This is a genomic window from Rhodococcus sp. HNM0563, assembly GCF_012726195.1.
Taxonomy (GTDB): domain Bacteria; phylum Actinomycetota; class Actinomycetes; order Mycobacteriales; family Mycobacteriaceae; genus Rhodococcus.
In genome coordinates, this window is record NZ_JAASAF010000008.1 from 47635 (window position 1) to 67530 (window position 19896).

At 62.0% G+C, this 19896-nt stretch carries 5 protein-coding genes; all 5 read right to left on the minus strand.

Translation table 11 applies throughout. The annotated features are described in order from the left end of the window. Positions 1-1164: 1164 nt before the first annotated feature. Complete coding sequence (locus HCA61_RS18635; protein WP_169689694.1) at positions 1165-3390, minus strand: 3'-5' exonuclease; 2226 nt, start codon at positions 3388-3390, stop codon at positions 1165-1167. Further along, the gene (locus HCA61_RS18640; protein ID WP_169689695.1) at positions 3391-9774 is read right to left on the minus strand and encodes a DEAD/DEAH box helicase; all 6384 of its coding nucleotides are present in this window, start codon (positions 9772-9774) and stop codon (positions 3391-3393) included. A 2-nt stretch (positions 9775-9776) separates the two neighbouring features. Beyond that, positions 9777-14468, minus strand: coding sequence for a class I SAM-dependent DNA methyltransferase (locus HCA61_RS18645; RefSeq protein WP_169689696.1), 4692 nt, complete (start codon positions 14466-14468; stop codon positions 9777-9779). 2 nt (positions 14469-14470) lie between these two features. Continuing rightward, complete coding sequence (locus HCA61_RS18650; protein WP_346777602.1) at positions 14471-17362, minus strand: helicase-related protein; 2892 nt, start codon at positions 17360-17362, stop codon at positions 14471-14473. Positions 17363-17524: 162 nt separating this feature from the next. Then, complete coding sequence (locus HCA61_RS18655) at positions 17525-19780, minus strand: 3'-5' exonuclease (protein ID WP_169689697.1); 2256 nt, start codon at positions 19778-19780, stop codon at positions 17525-17527. Between the last annotated feature and the right edge of the window lie 116 nt (positions 19781-19896).

Sequence of the window (19896 nt, forward strand, 5' to 3'; positions counted from 1 at the left end):
CGTCGTTATTCGAGGATCACCTCGATGCGTAGTGAACGGGTCCAGTCGAGTGTCCCCGTAAACGACTGACCATGCCGGTGTGAAGTCGTCCATCGGAACACTCGGCTCGGTGATCACATTGACGCGAACGGTGTCCTGCTTGGCGTCAGTGCGCAGGTGCAGGGATCCGGATTCGACGGCGGTCACGGAGTACACGGTGCGCCGTTGCAGGCGCTTGGCGCTGATCGTTGCGGGTGATTCCGCCACCATCGCAGTTGCTTGTGGCGATGGAATTACGACCACAGGGTCACCAAGGTAGAAGTGGCGTGTTCCGTCGGCTCCGTACTCGACGGCAGGTGTGGCGACGCGGGTGCGGCTCCTTCGCTCCTCGATTGCGATTCCGAACCCAGCGAGCCAGCTGACGAAACGACTGTTCGGTTTGCGCGGCAAGGTGATCGACCAAGCCGACCATTCGGCTCCATCGACGGTTTTCGAGCGAAGACTCATAGCTTGTAGATGCGATGGTGGGCGAGCTTGTGGTTGGCCGACAAGGACAATCCGGTCGCCCCAGAAAATCGGTGTGGACCACCCGTATCGCCGGAGCGAACCGCCGCGGAAGGGTACGAACAGGATTCCCTGACTCGGAAGGCCACGTACTGTCTGCTGCCACCGTGTCGGAGGGATGTTCTCGGGCCAACGACCAGTGGTCTTCACCGCTATGTCATATCGGCTGGGCGGAACTGGAATCGAGTTTCGTCCGGTACCGGGCCACAGAACCTTCGCGTCAACCTGGTGGGGTCCGAACCCACGTCGTTGAAGTTCGACCCGGCTGGATCCGAGCACCGACGGCGCTGTGTGTCGCGTCTCGCGTGCCGTGAGGTAGGTGAGTTCGAGATGCAGAGACCACTCCCTGGTTTCGTCGTCGACGTGGACATAGAGCGGTGAGCCACCAGCGGCCGTTTCGTGAAAACCGTATGCACGCGAACCCGGATGATACTCCTCGCAGTCATCTCTGCCTTCGCCATGATTGTGGGCGAAGTGAGGTACCTTGACGCGTCCCGGGCGAAGGTGGACCCGACCAAAGCAACACGGACACATGTAGCCGGGATGTGGATCTGCGTCGTACGCCGAGACGTAACGATCGATGACTAGGTCGTAGGCACGTTCCACGGATGGTCCTCGGTTCTAATCCGGTGTGGCTGTGCTGGGTAGAAGCTTGCTCGGCTCACCGACCCACACCACGATCAGTTCGTCCCGCGCTCGGGTTGCTGCGACATACAGCAGTGAGCGTTCCCGCTGCAGCGCAGCATCGCGATCCCCTTCGGGGAGCGCGTCGACGATGTAGTTGCGGGGCAGGTTCGTTGCGCTGACTCCGACGAGGACAACCTTGGCGAACTCCATCCCCTTGGATCGGTGCATCGTCATGACCTGAGGGACGTTGCGCTTGCCGGCCGAATCGCGGTCGACGAAGGTCACGGTGACTCCGCGTTCGCCGAGGGAGCGTGCGAGTTCCTGGCCTTCCTTCTTGGTGGTGACGAGCAATCCGATCGATTCGGGATCGACCTTCTTCTCGAGCCATGTGGACACGTGCTCGGCAATCAGGTCGTACTCGGCGGCCAGCGACTTCACCGGCTCGACCTGGGGCGTCGGTCCGCTACGGGCCGAACGGTAATGTTCGCTGCTCTCGGATTCCCCTGCGAGGTCGGCAAAGTCGGCGCCGGAAAGGATCCCTAGCGCGTAGCGCAGGTTCTGCTCGGTGGTTCGGTAGTTGAGAGTCAGGCGCTTTGCACGACCGACGATGTTGATGCCGAAGTGCTTCAGGACGATCCGCTGTCCGTAGATGCGCTGGTGTCCGTCTTCTGCGATGAACAGATCGTTCGTCCCGGGCGCGGCGAGCGCTCGCAGGAGCTGGAATCGTGCGGGGCTCAGATCCTGGCCTTCGTCGACGAGCACATGATCCGCAGGGGGAGTGCTGTCTTCGAGGATGCGGGTTGCGATAGCTGCGCGTTCCTCGTAGTCGGTGGTCGCTGCAGCCGCTGTTGATGCGCGGTACGCCGCGATGATTCCCCACACGCCTTTCCTGCGGGGACGATTGAGCGATACCCCGCGACCGGGGCGGCGAACCTTGAGGTAATCCTGCTCGGTGGTGATTCGTTCCGGAAGAACAACGGTGGCGTACTCGGCTTCGAGGAACGAGGTTGCGCGAAGCTCAGCTGGAAGGTCGCCGGCGTTTTCCTCTGCGGCGACGCGCCATTCGTCGTCGCGAGTTCGGTCGAGGATGCGTGAGGTGCGCGGGCCGAGAACGTCGACGACCGGTCCGGGCTTGCCGTCGGTCCCGCCGAGATCTCCGGCGGATGCGATCACCTGATAGGCGATGGCGTCGACACCCGCGATATAGACGCCGGGCTCGCCGAGCTCGGCGGCAAGAGGGATGGACGGGTCAAGAAGCTGGAGCTGTGCTTTCAAGCTGTCTGCGAGAGTGCGGTTGTACGTGGTGAGCACGATGCGCGCCTGCGGATTCTTCCGTTGCAGTGCACGGGCACGGTGAAGCAGAACGACGGTCTTGCCGGTTCCCGCACCACCGGTGATACGTGCAGGCCCGTTGAAGTTCTGAGTGGTGAAAACTCGTTGCTCGGGGTGCAGGAAGATCCGCCATGCTGCGAAGCTGGGATTTTCGATCGCGGCGCGAAGTGCGTCGTCGTCTTCGATGAAGGCGAACTCCATCTGCGCTGCAGGATGACGCAGTCCTGCGAGGATCCGATCGTCCTCGGTCTCGCCTTCGGGTTCGGATTCGTCGATCCGGTACTTCTCACGAATGTCGGTGAGGGATTCGCCCGCGAAGATGTCGAGGAGGGCGTTCGCCTGCCAGGTCGCAGGGGCATTCTCCGCGTACTCGAGCTGAATATCCGGGTCGGCGATGTCGAGCGCGCCTTCAGCGAAGGAGGCGTCGATTCCGAGATCGGTCAGATCGTCGACTGTGAATTCTCGTTCACGGAGTGACTTGTGACCGGAGCGGGCCGGCTGCTGTGTCGATGGCGTCGGGGCTGCTGCCGTTCGAGTTTGGGGGGCTCTCGGTGCTTCGTCGGGGGTGATCAATTCCGCGATGTTGTTACGCGGGTTCATCTTCAAGACGTTCTTCTGAGCGATCTCGATCGCTTCGTCGTGAGGGAATGTCCCGATGAAGACGTACGAAGCGTCCTCGTTGGTGCCCTGCAGCTTGAAGAGCACCGCGCGGTTACTGATGTCGACGCGACCGGTACGGGCACGCGGGTCGACCGAATTGTTGATCGGTTCGATGTGCAGTCCCGCGGTCTGATCACTCTTGGTGAGCTTTGCCAGGAAGGCGTAGGTGGCCTTGTGGAGACTTCCGTCGAGCTTTTCGAGGCCGGGGCCGAGGATGATCTGGGGCACTTAGAGGCCTTTCTGCTCGAGGAGTGCGCGTACGTCGTCGATGTCGGGTTTGCAGAATATCCATCCCGCTTGGACAAGTTCATCTCGTTCATCGTCGTCGACGAACACGTCCACCGCGATCTTGTGGTCGGGCCAGGAGATCTCCAGCGGAATCCCGCCGTCGGCTTCCTCTCCGATGTCGGGTACCGGAACGCCCGCTTCTGCAAGGAGTTCAACCAACTGCCGTTCGGAGGCGTCGACGTTCTCGTACGCATCGAGCCATGCGCCGGTCAGGCGGGTTGTGGCCTCTTCCGCGGAGGCGTGTGTCTCCGCAAGCCTGTCGAATGCTGCGTCGAGCGCCATTGATGCGGACGCCAGATGCGACCGCGTGGTCAGATCTGCGGGCAGTGCCCGGAAGTTCAGCAGGTTGCTCCAGTGCAGCCATTCCCGCCACGGGTCCTGCAGGTCGGGGGTGAGAACCGCGTCCGCATCGTCGAGAACCACACTGATCTCGGCAGGGATCGGCACTCGGCCGCCTGGAGTCAGACGCACCGCCACAGCGATGTGCCCGGACCGCCATACGGATGTATCGCCGGAGGGATCGGGTTCGATGGGCTGGTCGAGGGCCCGGAGTGCCAACTCGCGCGCAGAAGCTCCACCGGTGCGGATGCCAGCCTTTCCGACGCTGAACAACGCCAATACCGGCATCCAGTGTGCGAGCTGCGCACGCGAATCCTTCGACGGGTTTTGGACCCACGCGATCAACAGCTCGAGGGCATTGGTGAAAACCAGATCGAGAGCGCCTTTCGACAACTGGTCGCCGGCGAGACCGAGGACGGTCGAGCGGTGCGCTGAATTGAACGCGTGTGATTCGACAACGTCGCCGTCGACGTCTGCGCGTGTCACGGCGACGACGTGGTAGCCGCCGTCACGCAGGTTTCGGCGCTTTTCGGCGTCGTCAGCGAGCCTGTTGTGGTTCGGGGTTGCGTGGTACCGGAAACCATCGGTGAAGATGGCGGTCGGCGGCACACCCGCCCGCGACGACGTGAGGATGAAGTCGGGTTTGCTTCCGAGCACGTTTTCCTGCGGGCGAAGTGACCACTGATTGCTCGATCCAAGTGAAATATCCCAGGACACTCCACGGTCACTGGGCTTCTCGGTGATGGTCGCACCGAGTTTGAGGAGGCGGTCACGGAACTCGACACGGAACCGCTTCTCGAGATCGGATTCGCCGTCCTCCACATCGGGTTCGGATTCGGTGATGTGCCAGGGCATATCGGGCGGGATGACCACGTCGTCGTCGGGGGCGTGCTCCCGGCCGGTGAGCAGCGTTTCGAGGTGGTGCTGGGCAGCCGACCGCGATGTGTATCGGATCTGGTGTAGTGAGGCGAACGGTAGCAGGCACCTATCACAGGCGAGTTTGCCCTCGGCGCGGCATCCGCACGCGTGCAGCACGCTCCATGCCCGATGCAGCAGGTCCCACACCGTCGACGGTGTTGTGAGATCAGCGAGGTACCCGGTTCCGCCGGGAACGATGTCGTGGAGCAACAGCGCGGGATGGTCGTTTCCGCCGGGTGACGGATCGACGATGGTCGTCACCTGAAGATGGTCGGGTGCTCCGCCGATCCGTTCGCGCAACCCCAGCAATAGTGCTGCAGCCAGCGACGGCACCGCGAACGAATCGCCGAGCGTGATGGTCGGGGGCAGGCGTAGAACCAGCCCTTCGGTGGTCATCGTGCGGGCGAGGGCGATCGTCCGGGTGTCTTCTTCCAAAGCGGTGCGAAGCGAACACCACGGCCGGTGTTCCGACGGTCGATTGGACCGGGTTGCCTGGTCGAGCTTTCCACATTCGGAACACACCCTGAACAGGTTGACGTTCACGTCGTCACCCGCAAGGTATCGAGACGGTGCACCGCTGGATCCGCTGCCGAGGTTCAGCCATCGGATGTCCATGCTGCGCAGGTGTTTCGCGCCGAATCCGAGACCGTCGACATACCACCTTCGGGTGACTTCGTCGGGATCGACATCGGCGGCGGTGATGATGGTGTACGCCTGCCGGTTCCGTTCGTCGCGCGCGTCGTCGATGGTGGCTTCTTCGCGGCGGATCACCGCGGAGACATTGCGCAACTCAACCACCGGAAGTCGTTGTCCGGTGTCTCCGATCGTCGTCGAGTGGCATCGCGGACACATGCTGGGGGCCGTGGCTCGACCGGAATCCGTGAGATCGGCGACGAATCCGCAACGTGCACAGCATGCCCATTGGTGGACTTCCTCGCCATCGATCCCGAGGTCGACAGCGTCGATCGCGATGGCGAAACGGTTGGCGTAGAAGGTGGATCCCGGTGCGAAATCACGGAGTGCTTGTGCGGCACCACGATTGATTTCGAACTCCGAATGTTCGAAGCTGTCGGTTTCGGGATCACGCCAGTTCACCGATACCGACAGGGTCACGGTGTCGTCGAGCAATGTGTAGTTCGGGAACAGACCGAACGTTTCGAGCGCGCTGATCCAATATTCCGACCGGTACGCAGACAGCTGACTCCGGATCAGCCTCAGCGTGGCCTCGGCGGTGCGCAACTCGGACTCGTCTTCGGACGTTTTCGCGGGCGACTCCGCCTTCTCTCGCAGACCGGGAAGGATCGTCTCGACCGCAGTTCGGCGGTGTTGCAGCGCCTCGATACGACGGTTCCATTCCTGCGATGCGCGATGGCAGCGCAACGCCAATTCGCTCGTGCCAGTGGCATTGTCGACTCGAGGGAAACGGCGCAGGCGGTCGACGACGTCGTCGTCGAGAGGCGGGAATGCTTCGACGAACGCGGTGACCAGTTCGTCGGCGCGGTCCTCGGCCTCACGGATCAGCGCGCCGAGATAGGTTCCCGATTCGGTCGAACGCAGTACGTCGGGTGTGGTGCGTGGATGTGGCGCATCGGGGCGACGCGCAAGGATGTCGGCGACCGACGCGATGAACTGGCGCCGCAGGATCTCCTCGGCATCGAGGTAGGTCGCAGGCGGACGAACCGCGCCGTTGATGGTGTCGTGCGGACGGGTGAATCGCGGGAGTTGGTCGCCACGACCGGTCACGTAGGCGAGCGCGAGCGCGTTGCCGGTGAGGCGCCCGGCTCGCCCGACACGTTGGAGGTAAGACGCGACGGTGCGGGGAAGAGACGACAGCAGCACGGCGGACAGGTCGCCGATGTCGATGCCCATCTCGAGAGTTGGTGTCGCCACGAGCACATTCGGTGCGTTCGGCGGTGGTTCCTTCTCCTTGAACTGGTTCTCGTATTCGAGGCGCACCTCGTCGGGAAGAAGACTGGTGTGCTCCCGGGCGACAACTCGGCGAATATCGGTCGCTGCGTACATCTGGCGATAGAAGTTGTCGTCGATGTGGTGCTGCTCGAGTGTGCCGTCGCAGTGGATCACCATGCACGGTCCGCCCCGCAGCTGAGCGACGGTCGCAGGGTAGGCGTAGACAGTGTCGCGGCAGATCGAGCAGATCAGTGAGACCTGTCCATCGGCGAGCTCGGTGTCGGTGACAGGGCGTGCGATCACCGATGACGGCGACAGATGGAATGTCTGGGCTCCGGACTTCGACACGGCCTGCCCGACTATCTCCCGACGATGCAGACGACCGAAGAGCAGACGCGCCAGGACACCGCCCTCGGCAGTCGTCACACCGAGCGTTTTCGCTGTCCACTGGGCGTACCAGCCGCGCGGTGAGGCGATCGGTTCGAGATCGGTATCAGGAGCTTTGCCCAGAACCGGATAGCCGGGTGCAGAGTTGCCGCGACCGAAACCGGGCATACCCTCACCACGTCGGCGGCCCCCGGTGATCCACCAGCGGTTGCCGTCTTCGTGGCGGAACTTGTCGAACCATTCGTGCCCGATCGCGCCGCGGCGCCGCATGTGTACGAGCACCCCTCGCACCCAGCGCACCAGTGTCGCGTCGTCGGGATTGTCGAAGGTCAACTGGACGTCGGGGGAGTCCACGGCGTCGCGCGCAGCGGCGAGCAGAGCGGGTTCGGCGACATCAATGTAGGTGAGTGCAGAGCCGGTACGTTCGAGGGTGCGGCCGACACCGGAGCGCAGGCCGAACTCGAGCTCGATATCCAGAAGCAACCGGCGCATCACCGCTCGATGGAGCCGTACCGGAATTCTCTTCGCGGAGGCTGTTTTCCAGAACTTCTCGAAGTCGGATCGTTCGGCCAGCTCGGGCGGCAGGATGCGATACCGCGCCCCGGCGTCGTCGCCGGCCAGTTCGAGGACGCGGTGCGCGAGTGTATCGAGGTCGGTTTCTCCACGCTCGAGCGCTTGCCGCAGCAGTGTGCGCAAGGTCAGTGCGTGGGAGCGGGCCTGGACGAATCCGGCGCGGTGAGCGGCGTCCTGAACACTGTCGGTGAAGACCAGCGCTCGCTTTTCCTTCGGGTCCAGATTCGGTGTCCCGAACAATGTGGACAGTGAGACGGACAGCATTGTCGCGATCGCTGAACCGAGGAACCGGATGCCGTCGGGTTGCCGGCACGACGGACAGATTTCCTTGACGGAGTCGCTGCCTGCGTCGGCTGACATATTCACCAGGACAGGAATTGCACCGCCCTCGGCAATGAGCGAATCGCTGGGACGCTGGTGTGCGAGGCGGCGTTCTCGGACGACGAACCATGCCAGGCCAGCGCCGTCGGACAGGCCGGGGTCGGTTACCGGTCCGTTCTCGGATTCGGAGGCTTCGGCGGGGGCGTGGATGAGCGCGCGGAATCGGTCGTCGTTGACGAGCGCGCGGCGTCGAATCGTTGCGTCGTCGGCGTCGAGTTCGGTTCCGGTGGGGGCGAGCACGACTCCCCAACCGGAGCGGTTGCAGTGCCGGCAATAGATGGCTGGGAAGAACGAGGCGTCGAGTAGTTCGTCGTCCGGATTGTTGACGATCAGCCCATCGTCGCTCCAGGTGAAGAGCGGAGTGCCGATCGCGGCTCGGTCGATACGTGTGAGTTCTCGGATCCACAGGTGAGCGTCGACCGACGCAGCGCCACGGCCGACGGTTGCGCGGACGTGGCTCAGAACAGTCAGCAACGTATTGACAATGATGGATCGCTGTTCAGGTTTGAGTTCGTCGAGGCCGGTGAGAACGGAGGGGGTGCCATCAGTTCCGCACAGTTCGTCCAGGGGGATGGCTGTCTGCGTGTGTTCGACGACTTGTTGGAAGATCGGGTGGCTCTTGACGAGTTCGAGGACGAACTCGCTGCCGTTCCGGACCTCTCGAAGCAGGGCTTCGGGGTCGCCGATGTAGAGGGCTGAAAGTAGAGTAGCGGTGGTGGCGATGGGTTCGGCTGGGTCGAGGCTGTCAACCTGTAGGGCAAGCAGGGCGGGTTGGTCGATAGCGGCGTACCCGGCATGTGCGACACGGGCAGGCGCGTCCCCGATCCATTCGTCGAGTCCCAATCGCGATTCGGTGACAACAGCTTCGGCGGTGAACTCGTCCCCGAACACTGTGTGGGCGAATTCGAGCATCGTAGTGGGGTCGTTGCCGTCTCCGAGGGTCGCAGAGGTCGCGACCGGAGTAATGAGGCCGAGCGGGCGCTCCCAGTCTTCAGATGTAACTCCGTACTCGTTCGAGTGCCAGTGACTCTTGAGGGTGTGGCCGAGACGGCGAAGGAGCATCGACACGTCGGTGCCTTGTGCACCGTCATAGGTGTGAAACTCGTCGAGGACCAGGTACTGCAGACTTGTTGCACTCTGCTTCCAGAGCCGTGCATCCGCAGGTCGGAGGAGCAGCTGGTCGAGCATCTTGTAGTTGGTGAGCAGGATGTCGGGTGCGGTGTCGCGGATGATCTCGCGGTCAGTGATGAGACCTTCGGAACTCACTGTGGTGCGTTTGGTGCCGGCTTCACCGGTGTAGAGGGCGGCAGTGATGCCGCCGAGTGCGGGGTTGCTCGTGAGAATTTCGGTGAGACGCCCAGCCTGGTCGTTGGCGAGGGCGTTCATCGGATACAGGATGAGTGCTTTGGTCCCGGTGACCCCGTTGCGTTTTGCACGCTGCACGTGGTCGAGGATCGGATACAGGAATGCTTCGGTCTTACCCGAGCCTGTACCGGTGGTGACGAGAGTGGGCAGGGGCCGCGTCTTCTCAGCAGTGAGGTTGAAGCTGGAGAGCCGATCGAATGCTGCTGCCTGATGCCCGTAAGGCGTGTAGCCCTCGTACCATTCGAGGCTGTCGCGCCACCCGTCGTCGGCGGCTCGGAACGGCAGCCGTAGACGCACGTAGGGTCCGCGGAACATGCCGGTTTCGCGGTCCTGCAGGAACTCGTCGAGGACGTGTCGCGCGTCGGGGTCGGCGAGCGCGAAGGTTGTGCCGAGATAGTCGAGCAGGCTCGTTTTGATGGTCTCGGCTTGGGCGAGTGGCAGCAGCTCGGCCACGATCAGTCGTCTCCCTTGAGGGCGAGTCGCTTCTCGAACTCGGCATAGGCCTCGCGCATGTCGGCTTCACGGTCGAGGAACTGGAAGGGCAGTTCGTAGACGTAGGTGTTGCCGGCTGCATTGGTGGCGGTGCGCTCTTCTTCGCTGATTGCATCATTCTTCTTCCGCCACACAGCAAGAACTTTCTGGGGGACGAGGCGCCCGTTGATGTCGTACAGGAACTTGTTGCGGTCGTACCCGTAGAGAACAGGAAACTGGGTGCGGTAAATGGTGCATAGCTCGTCCGCTGTCAGTCCGAGACCGAGGGCCACGAGTGCGTCGATCTCGACTAGAGCTTGCCGACGATCGGCGGCGATGCGGAGAGGAGTGTCAGGGGTCCATTCGGGATTGACTTCGCCAAGTGGGGTACGGAGTTGATGCTCAAACCCACCAGCCCAGCCATCAATCGTCATCTCATTATCAAAGGACTCGTTCCAAAGTTCACGGTAAGCGTCGGTGACACAGTTCAGTCGAAGTGATCGGCAGTGGAGAAGAGCTTGGACCCGACGATCAGAAATCCAGGGAAGGCGTCCGAAGGTGCTCGCAGAGATCGTAGATTTGGGGACAGTTCGTACGGCAAAGTCAGCAAGGAGTGAAGCCGCGACGGCCGCGATGCTGGGGAGAAATTCTGACGAGTTGAATGGAAGGGCAGCTGAGGCAACGCCGTGAACATGCGCTACACCTGGTGGCACTATAGCCGCCATTAGAGTCCGTTCCCCGGTATTTGCTGCCATCGCGCGCCACGCGATTCGAAAATAGTCGCGGGCGCGGATGGTTTCCGTTCTTGAATTTTTGGCAACTGACCAAGAAGTGTAGTTTGCGCTATAATGCGCTTGGTCGTCTTCTGGCTTGTAGGACGTAATAGGGAGGGCGTCCGGTGTAAGCGTCTCAAGATCCGTTGCGGCCCAATCCTGTTGGTGCAACATTGTCGCATTTGGTGACTTGTAGTAGGGTGTTCCGACATACAGGTGGGGGCCCTGGATTATCGTCTCAGCGAGGGATTGTGGCGCCCCCCATTTCTTGGTGAAGAATCCCTTCTTGAAATCCGTTGTTTCGTTCCATCCTTGTGAGAAAAAGAGTCCCAGATCGCCGATTCTGGTGGTTTGAGAGATGGCGGCAAGCGTCTTCGATGAAGATTCATTTACCGCAGAAAACATCCGCGTTTGGCGGATTGGGACCGCCTCCGATTCAAGCGTTGACTTCCACATGGAAAGAACGGTGTCATCCACCTGTATTATGCGTTTGGCATGGGGGCGAAGATCCCACTTGCCTGTATCGTCCTTCAATCCAGGTTCTGGTCCGGAGCCGTCATGCGAAAGTGAGCGGATTACAGTTTCGGGATGGTACAGCCACGAGGCGCTCAGGAAACGAACATCACGAGGCTGTCCGTATACCTCAACGCCGTACGATTTCTGGTCTTGAATCTCGAACAGCTTCAATTCATTTATGAATTGCCAATGGCGTCGTAGACGTTCGTACACTTGACGCCGAAGCTTGCCCGCCTTTTCGTCGGTCAAATGTGTTACTAGGTGGATCAGTGCAACGATTCCGGTGTTGGAGTTGTTCCGCCAGGTCTGCTCCATGAAGCACCGATAAAGATCTGCCCGCAATCCTGTTAAGTAGGGGAACATATTTGGGGAAGATAGAAACGCGCGGTTTGCTACAGTGTCTTCAAGCTCGGAGATATAGAAATCGAGAGCCGAGGGGTTCTTTAGGGCGGAAGTCTTCATCGTCCGCGCCTTGTCGGTCGCGATCTTGGACTCCAATGCCCACGTGACATCGAACTCGGCGAGTGCTGCGGATTCGTTGAAGTCAGGTCGCACCCACGGCGGATTTCCGACCTGGAGATCGAAGCCACCTCGGTCGAATACCTGTGCGAAGTCCAGTTCCCAGTGGAAGAAGCCCTGCCTGAGGGTGACTCTGTCGGTTACCGCGAGCCAGGGATGCTCCTCGGCAACCGTGAACGGGTCCTTTGCTTGCGCGAGTAGGAGGTCAGTTTCCTCTGCGTGGCCGAGTTCAGTCCAATCCGACACATCGAACAGGTTGTACTGGCCGAACTTTGACTCGCCGCGGGTCTCCTTGACCGGGGTACCGAGTAGGTCGGTTAGCGTCTCGATCCACTCATCCACGCTCGGCGGCTTCGCGATTATGTGGCCGACCCTGCGGGCGGTCTCGGTGAGCGGCCAGAACCAGAGTGCACACCACGCGTCCATCACACGGCGCAACCGGCGATAGGCGCCCGCCTCATCGGCCAGCGACTCCTCGATCTCCTCCCGGCTCACGGCACCACCGGTCGGCGTGAAATCCCGGCCCCACACTGGAATATCGCGCCGAATCTCGGATTCGGCGATCTGTAAGCGTCGCAGCGCGAAACCCCACAGGGTCTCCACTCGCTGCGCCAACCCACGGAGCTGTCGAACTTGGGTGGCGGTCAGCTTCTTCTTCAGACCGCGTCTCCATTCCTTCAGCTCCGCCGTGGCGTCCGGGGCAAGTGCCTTGCCTTCCTTCGCTTCAGCGGTCGAACCCCAGCCGCTGGCCGGCACCAGGAAATGATGGACCGCGCCTTTGTGCTTGTCGAGTGATTCGCCGAGCGGAACATCGACCGGGGTTGCAGCGATCCACCCCGTGTCGGTGATTCGGTTGCCTGGAATGACGGCACGGCGTGCCCCGATCAACGAATTGCCACGCCGCAGATGTAGACCGAACCACGGAGCCGAGAGATCCGGCCCCATCGTGTCGAGCCACAGCGAGATCTCCGCAAACTCCACCGCCGTGGCGTTCAGATCCACGCCATACACCTGATGCAACGCGAGGTATGCCTTCACTCGTTGCAGTTCGGTCGGGTACTTGTCCGGCTCGATACGTTCACCAAGCTCGTTCTGGCGTCGCGTCAGGTATTGTTCTGCGAGCTGGCGAACAGCCTCGATTGCGAAGGCGCCCGAACCGAGTGCCGGTTCGCACACAGTAATTTCGAGGATCTCCTCGGCGGTGGTGGTTGTGCCGTTCTGGTCCAGAAGTTCTTCGAGTGCCTGCCCGACAGTGAAGCGCGTCAGCACCTCGGGCGTGTAGTACGACGCCGACTGCTGCCGTTCACGACCGGCCAGCCGGAAGACGAAGGTCCCCGGAGTGTGCTTGACAGGGGCGAGCTCACCGGTGATCTCATCGGGCATCCGGACGAAATCGGATTCGGCGATACCTTCGATGCGACTCTCGGGCACCACCCACGAGCCCTTTTCGTCATCTCCGTTCTTCGCCACCTCGTACAGGGTGTCCTGTGCGAAGAATCCGGTGTAGCTCATCAGCCCCTCGTACACCGCACCGAGTTGGTTGATGCCCAGCTCGGCATACGAAATGAATCCGCGGTCCTTTCCACGGTATTCCTTGCTCAGCAACAGATGCCGCAGGACCTTCTGCAACGCGGCATTGGAGAGTTTCACGTCGTCGATCAGCGAGGTCGCGATCGGACGGAAGAGGTCGGCGCGCAAGCTGCGGAATGTCAGACCTTCGGCGCGAGCATCGTCATTGTCGTCGACACCGCCGTCGTGTCCCCGGTCGACCAGGTCGAAAAGGGTCTTGAGGGAATCGTAGAAGTGCGTTCCGCTCTGGGCGTGCGGCGTCACCAATTCGACGGGGAGCAACTCACGCAGGCGGTCGAGGCTGTAACCGCGCTCGTAGGTCGGATCGCCGGCCGGCACCACGGACAGTTCCGGGGTGGCCTCGGCGTAGAGCAGGAACAGGATGCGATAGAGGAACCGGAGTGACTGGCCGGCGAGCAATTGTGCTGAATCGTCGGCGAGCGATACGAGTCCCTGCTCGCGGCGGCGCGAGACGACGTCGTTGGCGATGATCTCGATCGACAACCGCACGCCTTCACGAAGATCCTTCGAGACACCGACGGTGTGTTTGACGGACTCGTCGATCACGTTCGTCCACCAGATGTCGCCCTCGGAGTCCGGTGCGAGCGAGTCTGCTTCGAGACACGTCAGCGCGCGGTCTGTTTCGCCTCCGCGCTTGTCGTCGTTGCGTTCACCGATCAACTGAAGGTCAACTGCGAGATAGCGTCCTTCGAGCCAACGTTCACGCTCGGTCACCAGCGCAGTGCTGCCGGCCAGGACGAGCGCGAACTTCGGGCCGTCCTCGCTGACGAACAAGTGTGACAGCAGCCCGGCGACCGACACGATGGTGTCGTTCTCGGTGTGAAACTCACGCAGTAGCGTCTTCTCGTTTTTGGCGAGAAGATCTTCGAGTTCCAGGCCGCCACACGCCTCGACCAGGACGAACGGCGCCGAACCGCCGAGATCCCGTGCATGCACGGCGAGAGCCGGTCCCGGCTGCGTCTCGTTACCGCCGATACGCTCGGTCTGCCAGCGGAGTGCATTGTCGAATCCCAGGACCGTACGCAGCGTGCCGTACAGCTCGTCGAGCGTCTGCTCGTCAGCGCTCTCGGACAAGCCGATGAACTCCGTGGTGAGTTTTCCACGAGATTCGGTGTAACGGGCGCGGACAGTGGAATGTCCCTCGGCCTTCGCAGCATCCCACTGTTTGCGACGCTCGAGTACCTTGGCGTGGAACGACTGAGATTTCGCGTCGGTGGTGAAGTAGTGCTCGCTGATGAAATCTTCTCCGACCACCAGGGCATCGGACGTAATGGCCATCGTCAGTTCTCCTGCGCGAGTTCGAGATCGGTGGGGACGGTGAGGATCAGTGGTCGGGCGAGCCGGCGTTCCGGGTTCATCGCTTGCGCGAGTTCTTGCTCCTCGGTGATGCGGGCAGTGCGTTCACGCAACTCCCCACGCTGAATCAGCTCCCCGGCCTGTGCCTTCCAGTGCTCCGACCTCCGGATCCACGCGGCGATGCGCTGCTCGGTTTCCTCCCGGATTGCGGTGGCCTGTTGCTCAGCAGCACTATCGGCGGCGCGGACTGCGGCAGCGACAAGAGACTGCAACGACTGAGCACCCGAGAGGTCGCTGCGGCTCTCAGCCGCGATCCTCAGGTGTTCGACCGCACCGCGGGCGTTCGTGTGTGGAGTGACCAGCGACCCGTCCGGATCGGAGGGATCCGGGAAATCCACGGTGTAGTACGACGCTGCTACTACCTGCCCCCGCGAGTTCGTCTGCGTCACCTGGACAAGTACGGAGGCGAACGGTACGCCGCCGCGCACAGCGAAGATCTGGCCACGGCCGAGCTCGGCGAGAGCACGGTCGGCAGCCCAGTCGATGATCGGATGCAGCGGCGCCAGATAGTGTGCCTCGGGCCATGCCGACGTCGACGTTCCGGCCTTCGCCTGACGCAGCTCTTCCTGTCCACGAAGTTTCGTATAGGCGAGCTTGTACGACTCGGTGACACGTCGTGATCTCAGATAGTCCTGCGGCAGCACCTCGAGTCGCTGTCGGAGATCCTTCGACGGTGTGAGGCTCGCGATCGACTGTTGCTTGTGTACCTTCCAGCCCACCCCGTTCGGCGGTTTGAGGTGGGGGGTGTCCAGGAACTCGGTGAGGGCGGCTTCGAGAAAGGCGAATTCGGATTCGTAGACGCCGGTTTCGGACTCGTCCGACTCGGCGACATCGATCGTGTCCACGACATTGGTGTCTTCGTCGCCTGGCTCGGTGTCGAGCAGAGCGAAGAACGCGTCGAGACCACCGCCGGTCTGTACCTCCTCGACGGTCTTGACCACAGCGTCGAGCTGCTTCTGGCCGGCGAGGACCTGCCGGATCGACTCCTCTTCGGCTTTCACGTCGTAGGTACCCATCAGCGATGCCGAATCGCCGAGAGCGGTGTGTGCTTCGTGTTCCCGCTCGACGAGACGTGCGAGAACGCGAATGTCGCCCGCGAAATGGGCGGTCGATGGGGTGAGCAGCAGCGTGGTGATCTGAGGACGATGTTTCTGCCCGTACCGGTCAATACGGCCGTTGCGCTGCTCGATGCGAATCAGGCTCCACGGAATGTCGTAGTGCACCAGATGGTGGCACTGCGAATGGAGATTGACGCCTTCCGATGCGACATCACCGGTCACGAGAACCCGGATCGGGGACGACTCGAGTTTGAACGACTCGACGATCGCCTGCTGCTCGGCGTCGCTGAGCCCTCCGTGCAACACGGTGACCTGACCGAGTTGATCTCCGGATGCGGTGCTCAATTTGAGGTCCTTCGCCAGGGCTTCGGCGAGCCCGTTCAGCGTTGCGACCCGCTCGGCGAACACCACAACCCGGCGGGTTCCGGTGCGTGATACGGCGATCTCGCCGAGGTAGTCGCGAAGGGCGAGGTACTTCGCAGATTTCGCGATCGGCACTGCCTCAGCAAGTGCTGCCAAGCGATCCAAGGCGGCTCGCTCGGGCGCAGTGGCGGGGTTGTCCTGATCGAGTCGGCGATGGCGCTCGCGTACCGAATCGAGCAGTGCCCTGGGCGACGACAGGAAGGCCTTGGCGAGCACCCACGGGAACAGCGATGCATTCTTGCCCGAATATGGGGAAGAACCACTCTTCGGCCAGAGCCACACGTCTTCCAACTCGCGGGCGATTGCATCTTCGGCAGCGGTGGCCGGCACCGTCACATTGCGTGGTTGCTCGCGTTCGGCCCAATCCGATCCGACCGCGCCGGCCACATCCGGATGATGGCGGTGGCGACGGATCACGAGCTTCTTCACCTCGTCGAGGTGAAGCTCTCCTGAGGGGGAGACGACGCTCGGATCGAGGAGCCGAATCAACTCCGCGAACGACTCGGCGCGTCCGTTGTGCGGGGTTGCGGACGCGAGGATCAACGCGTCCGTGCGTGAGGCCAGCAGGCGTGCCAGCCGGTTGTTTTGGGCGGTGGTGTTGGTGACGTTGTGCGACTCGTCGATCACCACGGCGTCCCACCTCTGCTTGCGCAGGGCCGCGATGTATCGGTCGCTCTTGAGCGTGTCGATCGAGATGATGACGCGTTTGTAGTAGGTGAATGGATTCCGGTTACCCGGCAGCACCTGCCGGATCCGCTGGATCCCCGCCGAATCGAGACGAACGAACGGCAGCGCGAAGCGCGTCCACAGCTCCATCTGCATCTGCTCGAGCACGTGTTTCGGGGTGACGATCAGAATGCGGTCGCCGCGCCCTCGCCGAACCAGCTCGGACAGAATCATGCCGATCTCGATGGACTTACCGAGCCCCACCGCGTCGGCCAGGAGAATTCGCGGTCGTAGCTTGTCCGGATCGAGGGCCTTCGCGACAGCTTTCAGCTGATAGTCGAGGGCATCCGCCAAACCACGATGAGCGGTCGTCAGCCCTGGATCGGCGATCGCGACCGGAGTCTTGCGCAGCATCGCTTCGAGCCACAGACGCGCGCGGCGGAACTGGTCGGAGTGGTCTCCGACGACGGACACTGCGGTGGGATCGACCTCGACTATGTCGTCGAGCGCTGTCGAGAAGACGGCTTCGGTGTCGCGGACGAGGTCGGACATGCCGGTGACATGTACGAAGTAGCCGTCGGACGTGGCCTCCACTGCGGTGACCAGCCAGTCTTCGTCGCGGACCACCACGATTGATCCGGGTGCTGCTGTGAACTCCGTGGTGGTCACGTCTGCTGGACTCCTGGTGTCGGTACTGATTTGTGTCAACGAGCGTAGTGAGGTCGATGGGTGTTGCAGTGGTGGACGCGCTGGATAGAGACCTCTTCGATGTCGATCAGATTGCTTGCGCTAGCTGGGGTTCCTAGAGCAATCGCAGAATCGGACAAATCGTTACTCGTTGCGTCCAGCCTCCTGCGACGCAGTGGGGACCAGATCGGTGAGGTTCCCGCACCAAGTCGCTACCAGTTGGTCCCGTGCTCGGCTTGCCGCGACATAGAGGAGCGAACGTTCCCGGAGTAGCGCATCGCTCCTTTCCTCCTCGGGTACGGAACGTATGGAGGCGATCGCAGGTACGTGGGCGTCGTCGAGTCCCGCCAGCACCACGTTCGTGAATTCCATACCCTTGGAGCGGTGCATGGTCAGAACCTGGACATGACCGGTCGGCCGAGGGTTGTCGGATACGGCACGTGCTTCGATCGCACGTTCTTTCAAACCGCGAATCACAAGGTCACGAGTCTGGGCGCTCCGGGTCAACACGGCGAGGGACTCGGGCTCGAACCCTTCCGCGAGCCAATCGGAGATTCGTGACGCGATGTTGTCGAGTTCGTCGTTCAGATCGGTACATGCGACCAATTCGGGCACGGGTCCGCGCCGCGCCGAGCGGTACTCGGTGGTGGACTCCTCGCGTTCCTCGAGATCCGTGTACTCGGCTCCGGAGAGAATGCCGACCGCGAAGTGGAGGTTCTGTGCAGTCGTTCGATAGTTGAGAGTCAACCGCCGCGAACGGCCGACGATCTTGATCCCGTGCCGCCCGAGAACGACGGGACGACCGTAGATGCGCTGATGAGAGTCTTCGGCGAGAAACAGATCATTCGGTCCCTCGGGAACCAGAGCACGGAGCAGTCTCCAGTGGGTGGCGTGCAGATCCTGAGCTTCGTCGACGACGACGTGATCAGCGATGGGCGGTAACCCGGCATCGTTGCGGAGTTGAAGGTACCGGGCACTCACCGCCAGTACTTCGGGGAAACTGATCGTCCCGTCCGCGCGGCTCTGACGGCGATAGGCCTCGACCACCTTCCAGACGGCGACTCGCTGGGGCCGGCTCAGACGAACACCGCGACCGGGCCGTGCAACTCTCGTGTATGCCTCGACTGTCGTGATGTTGTTTCCGAGAACGACGTCGACGTATTCGTTCTCGAGGAAGCCAGGTGTGGCGAGTTTCGCGTCCAGCCTGCCCGCGGCGTCGATCGCCTCGTTCCAGGCGTCTTCGGCGCGTGTCCGCGAGGTCTTGGGAGGGAACGATGCGCCGAGTACGAACTGGAAAGCCTCGGAGACTTCGTCAGCTTGGTCGAGTACCTCCCGTGCCAAGGCATCGATTCCCCGCACGTGAACTCCCGGCTCGCCGAGCGCGGCAGCGATCCGAATGCTCGGATCGAGGCTTTTCAGGTCGGCTTCGAGCGCGAGCGCGAGGGTCTTGTTGAAAGTGGTCAAGACAACTCGGGCGTTCGGGTCCTCCATAGCCAGACGCCGAGCTCGATGGATGGCGACTACCGTCTTGCCGGTTCCGGCCCCACCCGAGAGCCGGAATGCACCGTTGTAGTTCCGCTCGACATACTCGCGCTGCTGTGGATGCAGAAACGTGCGCCACGCTGCGAAGTCTCCTTCCTCGATGACACGACGCAGCTCCTCGTCATCCTCGATGTAAGCGAATTGCATCTTCGACGCCGGTTGATCCAGTGCCTGGAGGATCTGTTCGTCCTCGCTCTTGGAGTGATCGATCGGATTTTCGTCGAAGCCGTGCGTAGTGCGGACCGCGTCGATACTCGCACCTACGGACAGTTCGACGAGCGCACTCTTCTCCCATTCGAGTCCATAATCTGCGATCTGACGCAGAGCATCTGGGTTCGGAGCAGCCATTGCCATTTCGGCGATAGCGGGGTCGACGCCGAGCCTTTCGGTGAGATCTTCGAGAGTAATCTCGCGGCCGGGCAGGTAGGCAGTCGTCGTGATGGTGCGCGAGAGGGACCGCGCGAGTTCCCCGCGAGGATCCGGCACGATGACGCGTTTCCTACGATCGGATGATCCATCGAGCTCGCCGATGATGCCTTCGAGTGCGCCGTTGATCGGGTTGATCCGGAGGGTCGACCGCGCGGCGAGCCGGGACGCGTCCGGTTGCGGCCAGGTCCCGAGATAGATGTAAGTGGATTCACCGTGCAGATCGATGTGGAACAGAATCGCCATATGGTCTTGGTCGACACGGCCGGTCCGTACTCGATGATCGGCAGCGTCGTGCGGTGACTCGACATGCGCTACCGAAGCTGCATCGTCGGCGTCGAGTGTTTCGAAGAAGCTCAGCACCTTCGCCTTCACGGATCGGTCGAGCGTAGGCATCGCCTTGCTGTTCGACGCAATGACCAGCTTTGCCATCTACCGCACTCCATCCATACCTGTCACTGCAACGCGTGTCGACCGAATCCGATGATGTGGGGCCCGGCCGATGGCGGGAATCTTATGCGCCGCCGAATCCTGCGATCGCGCAGCTC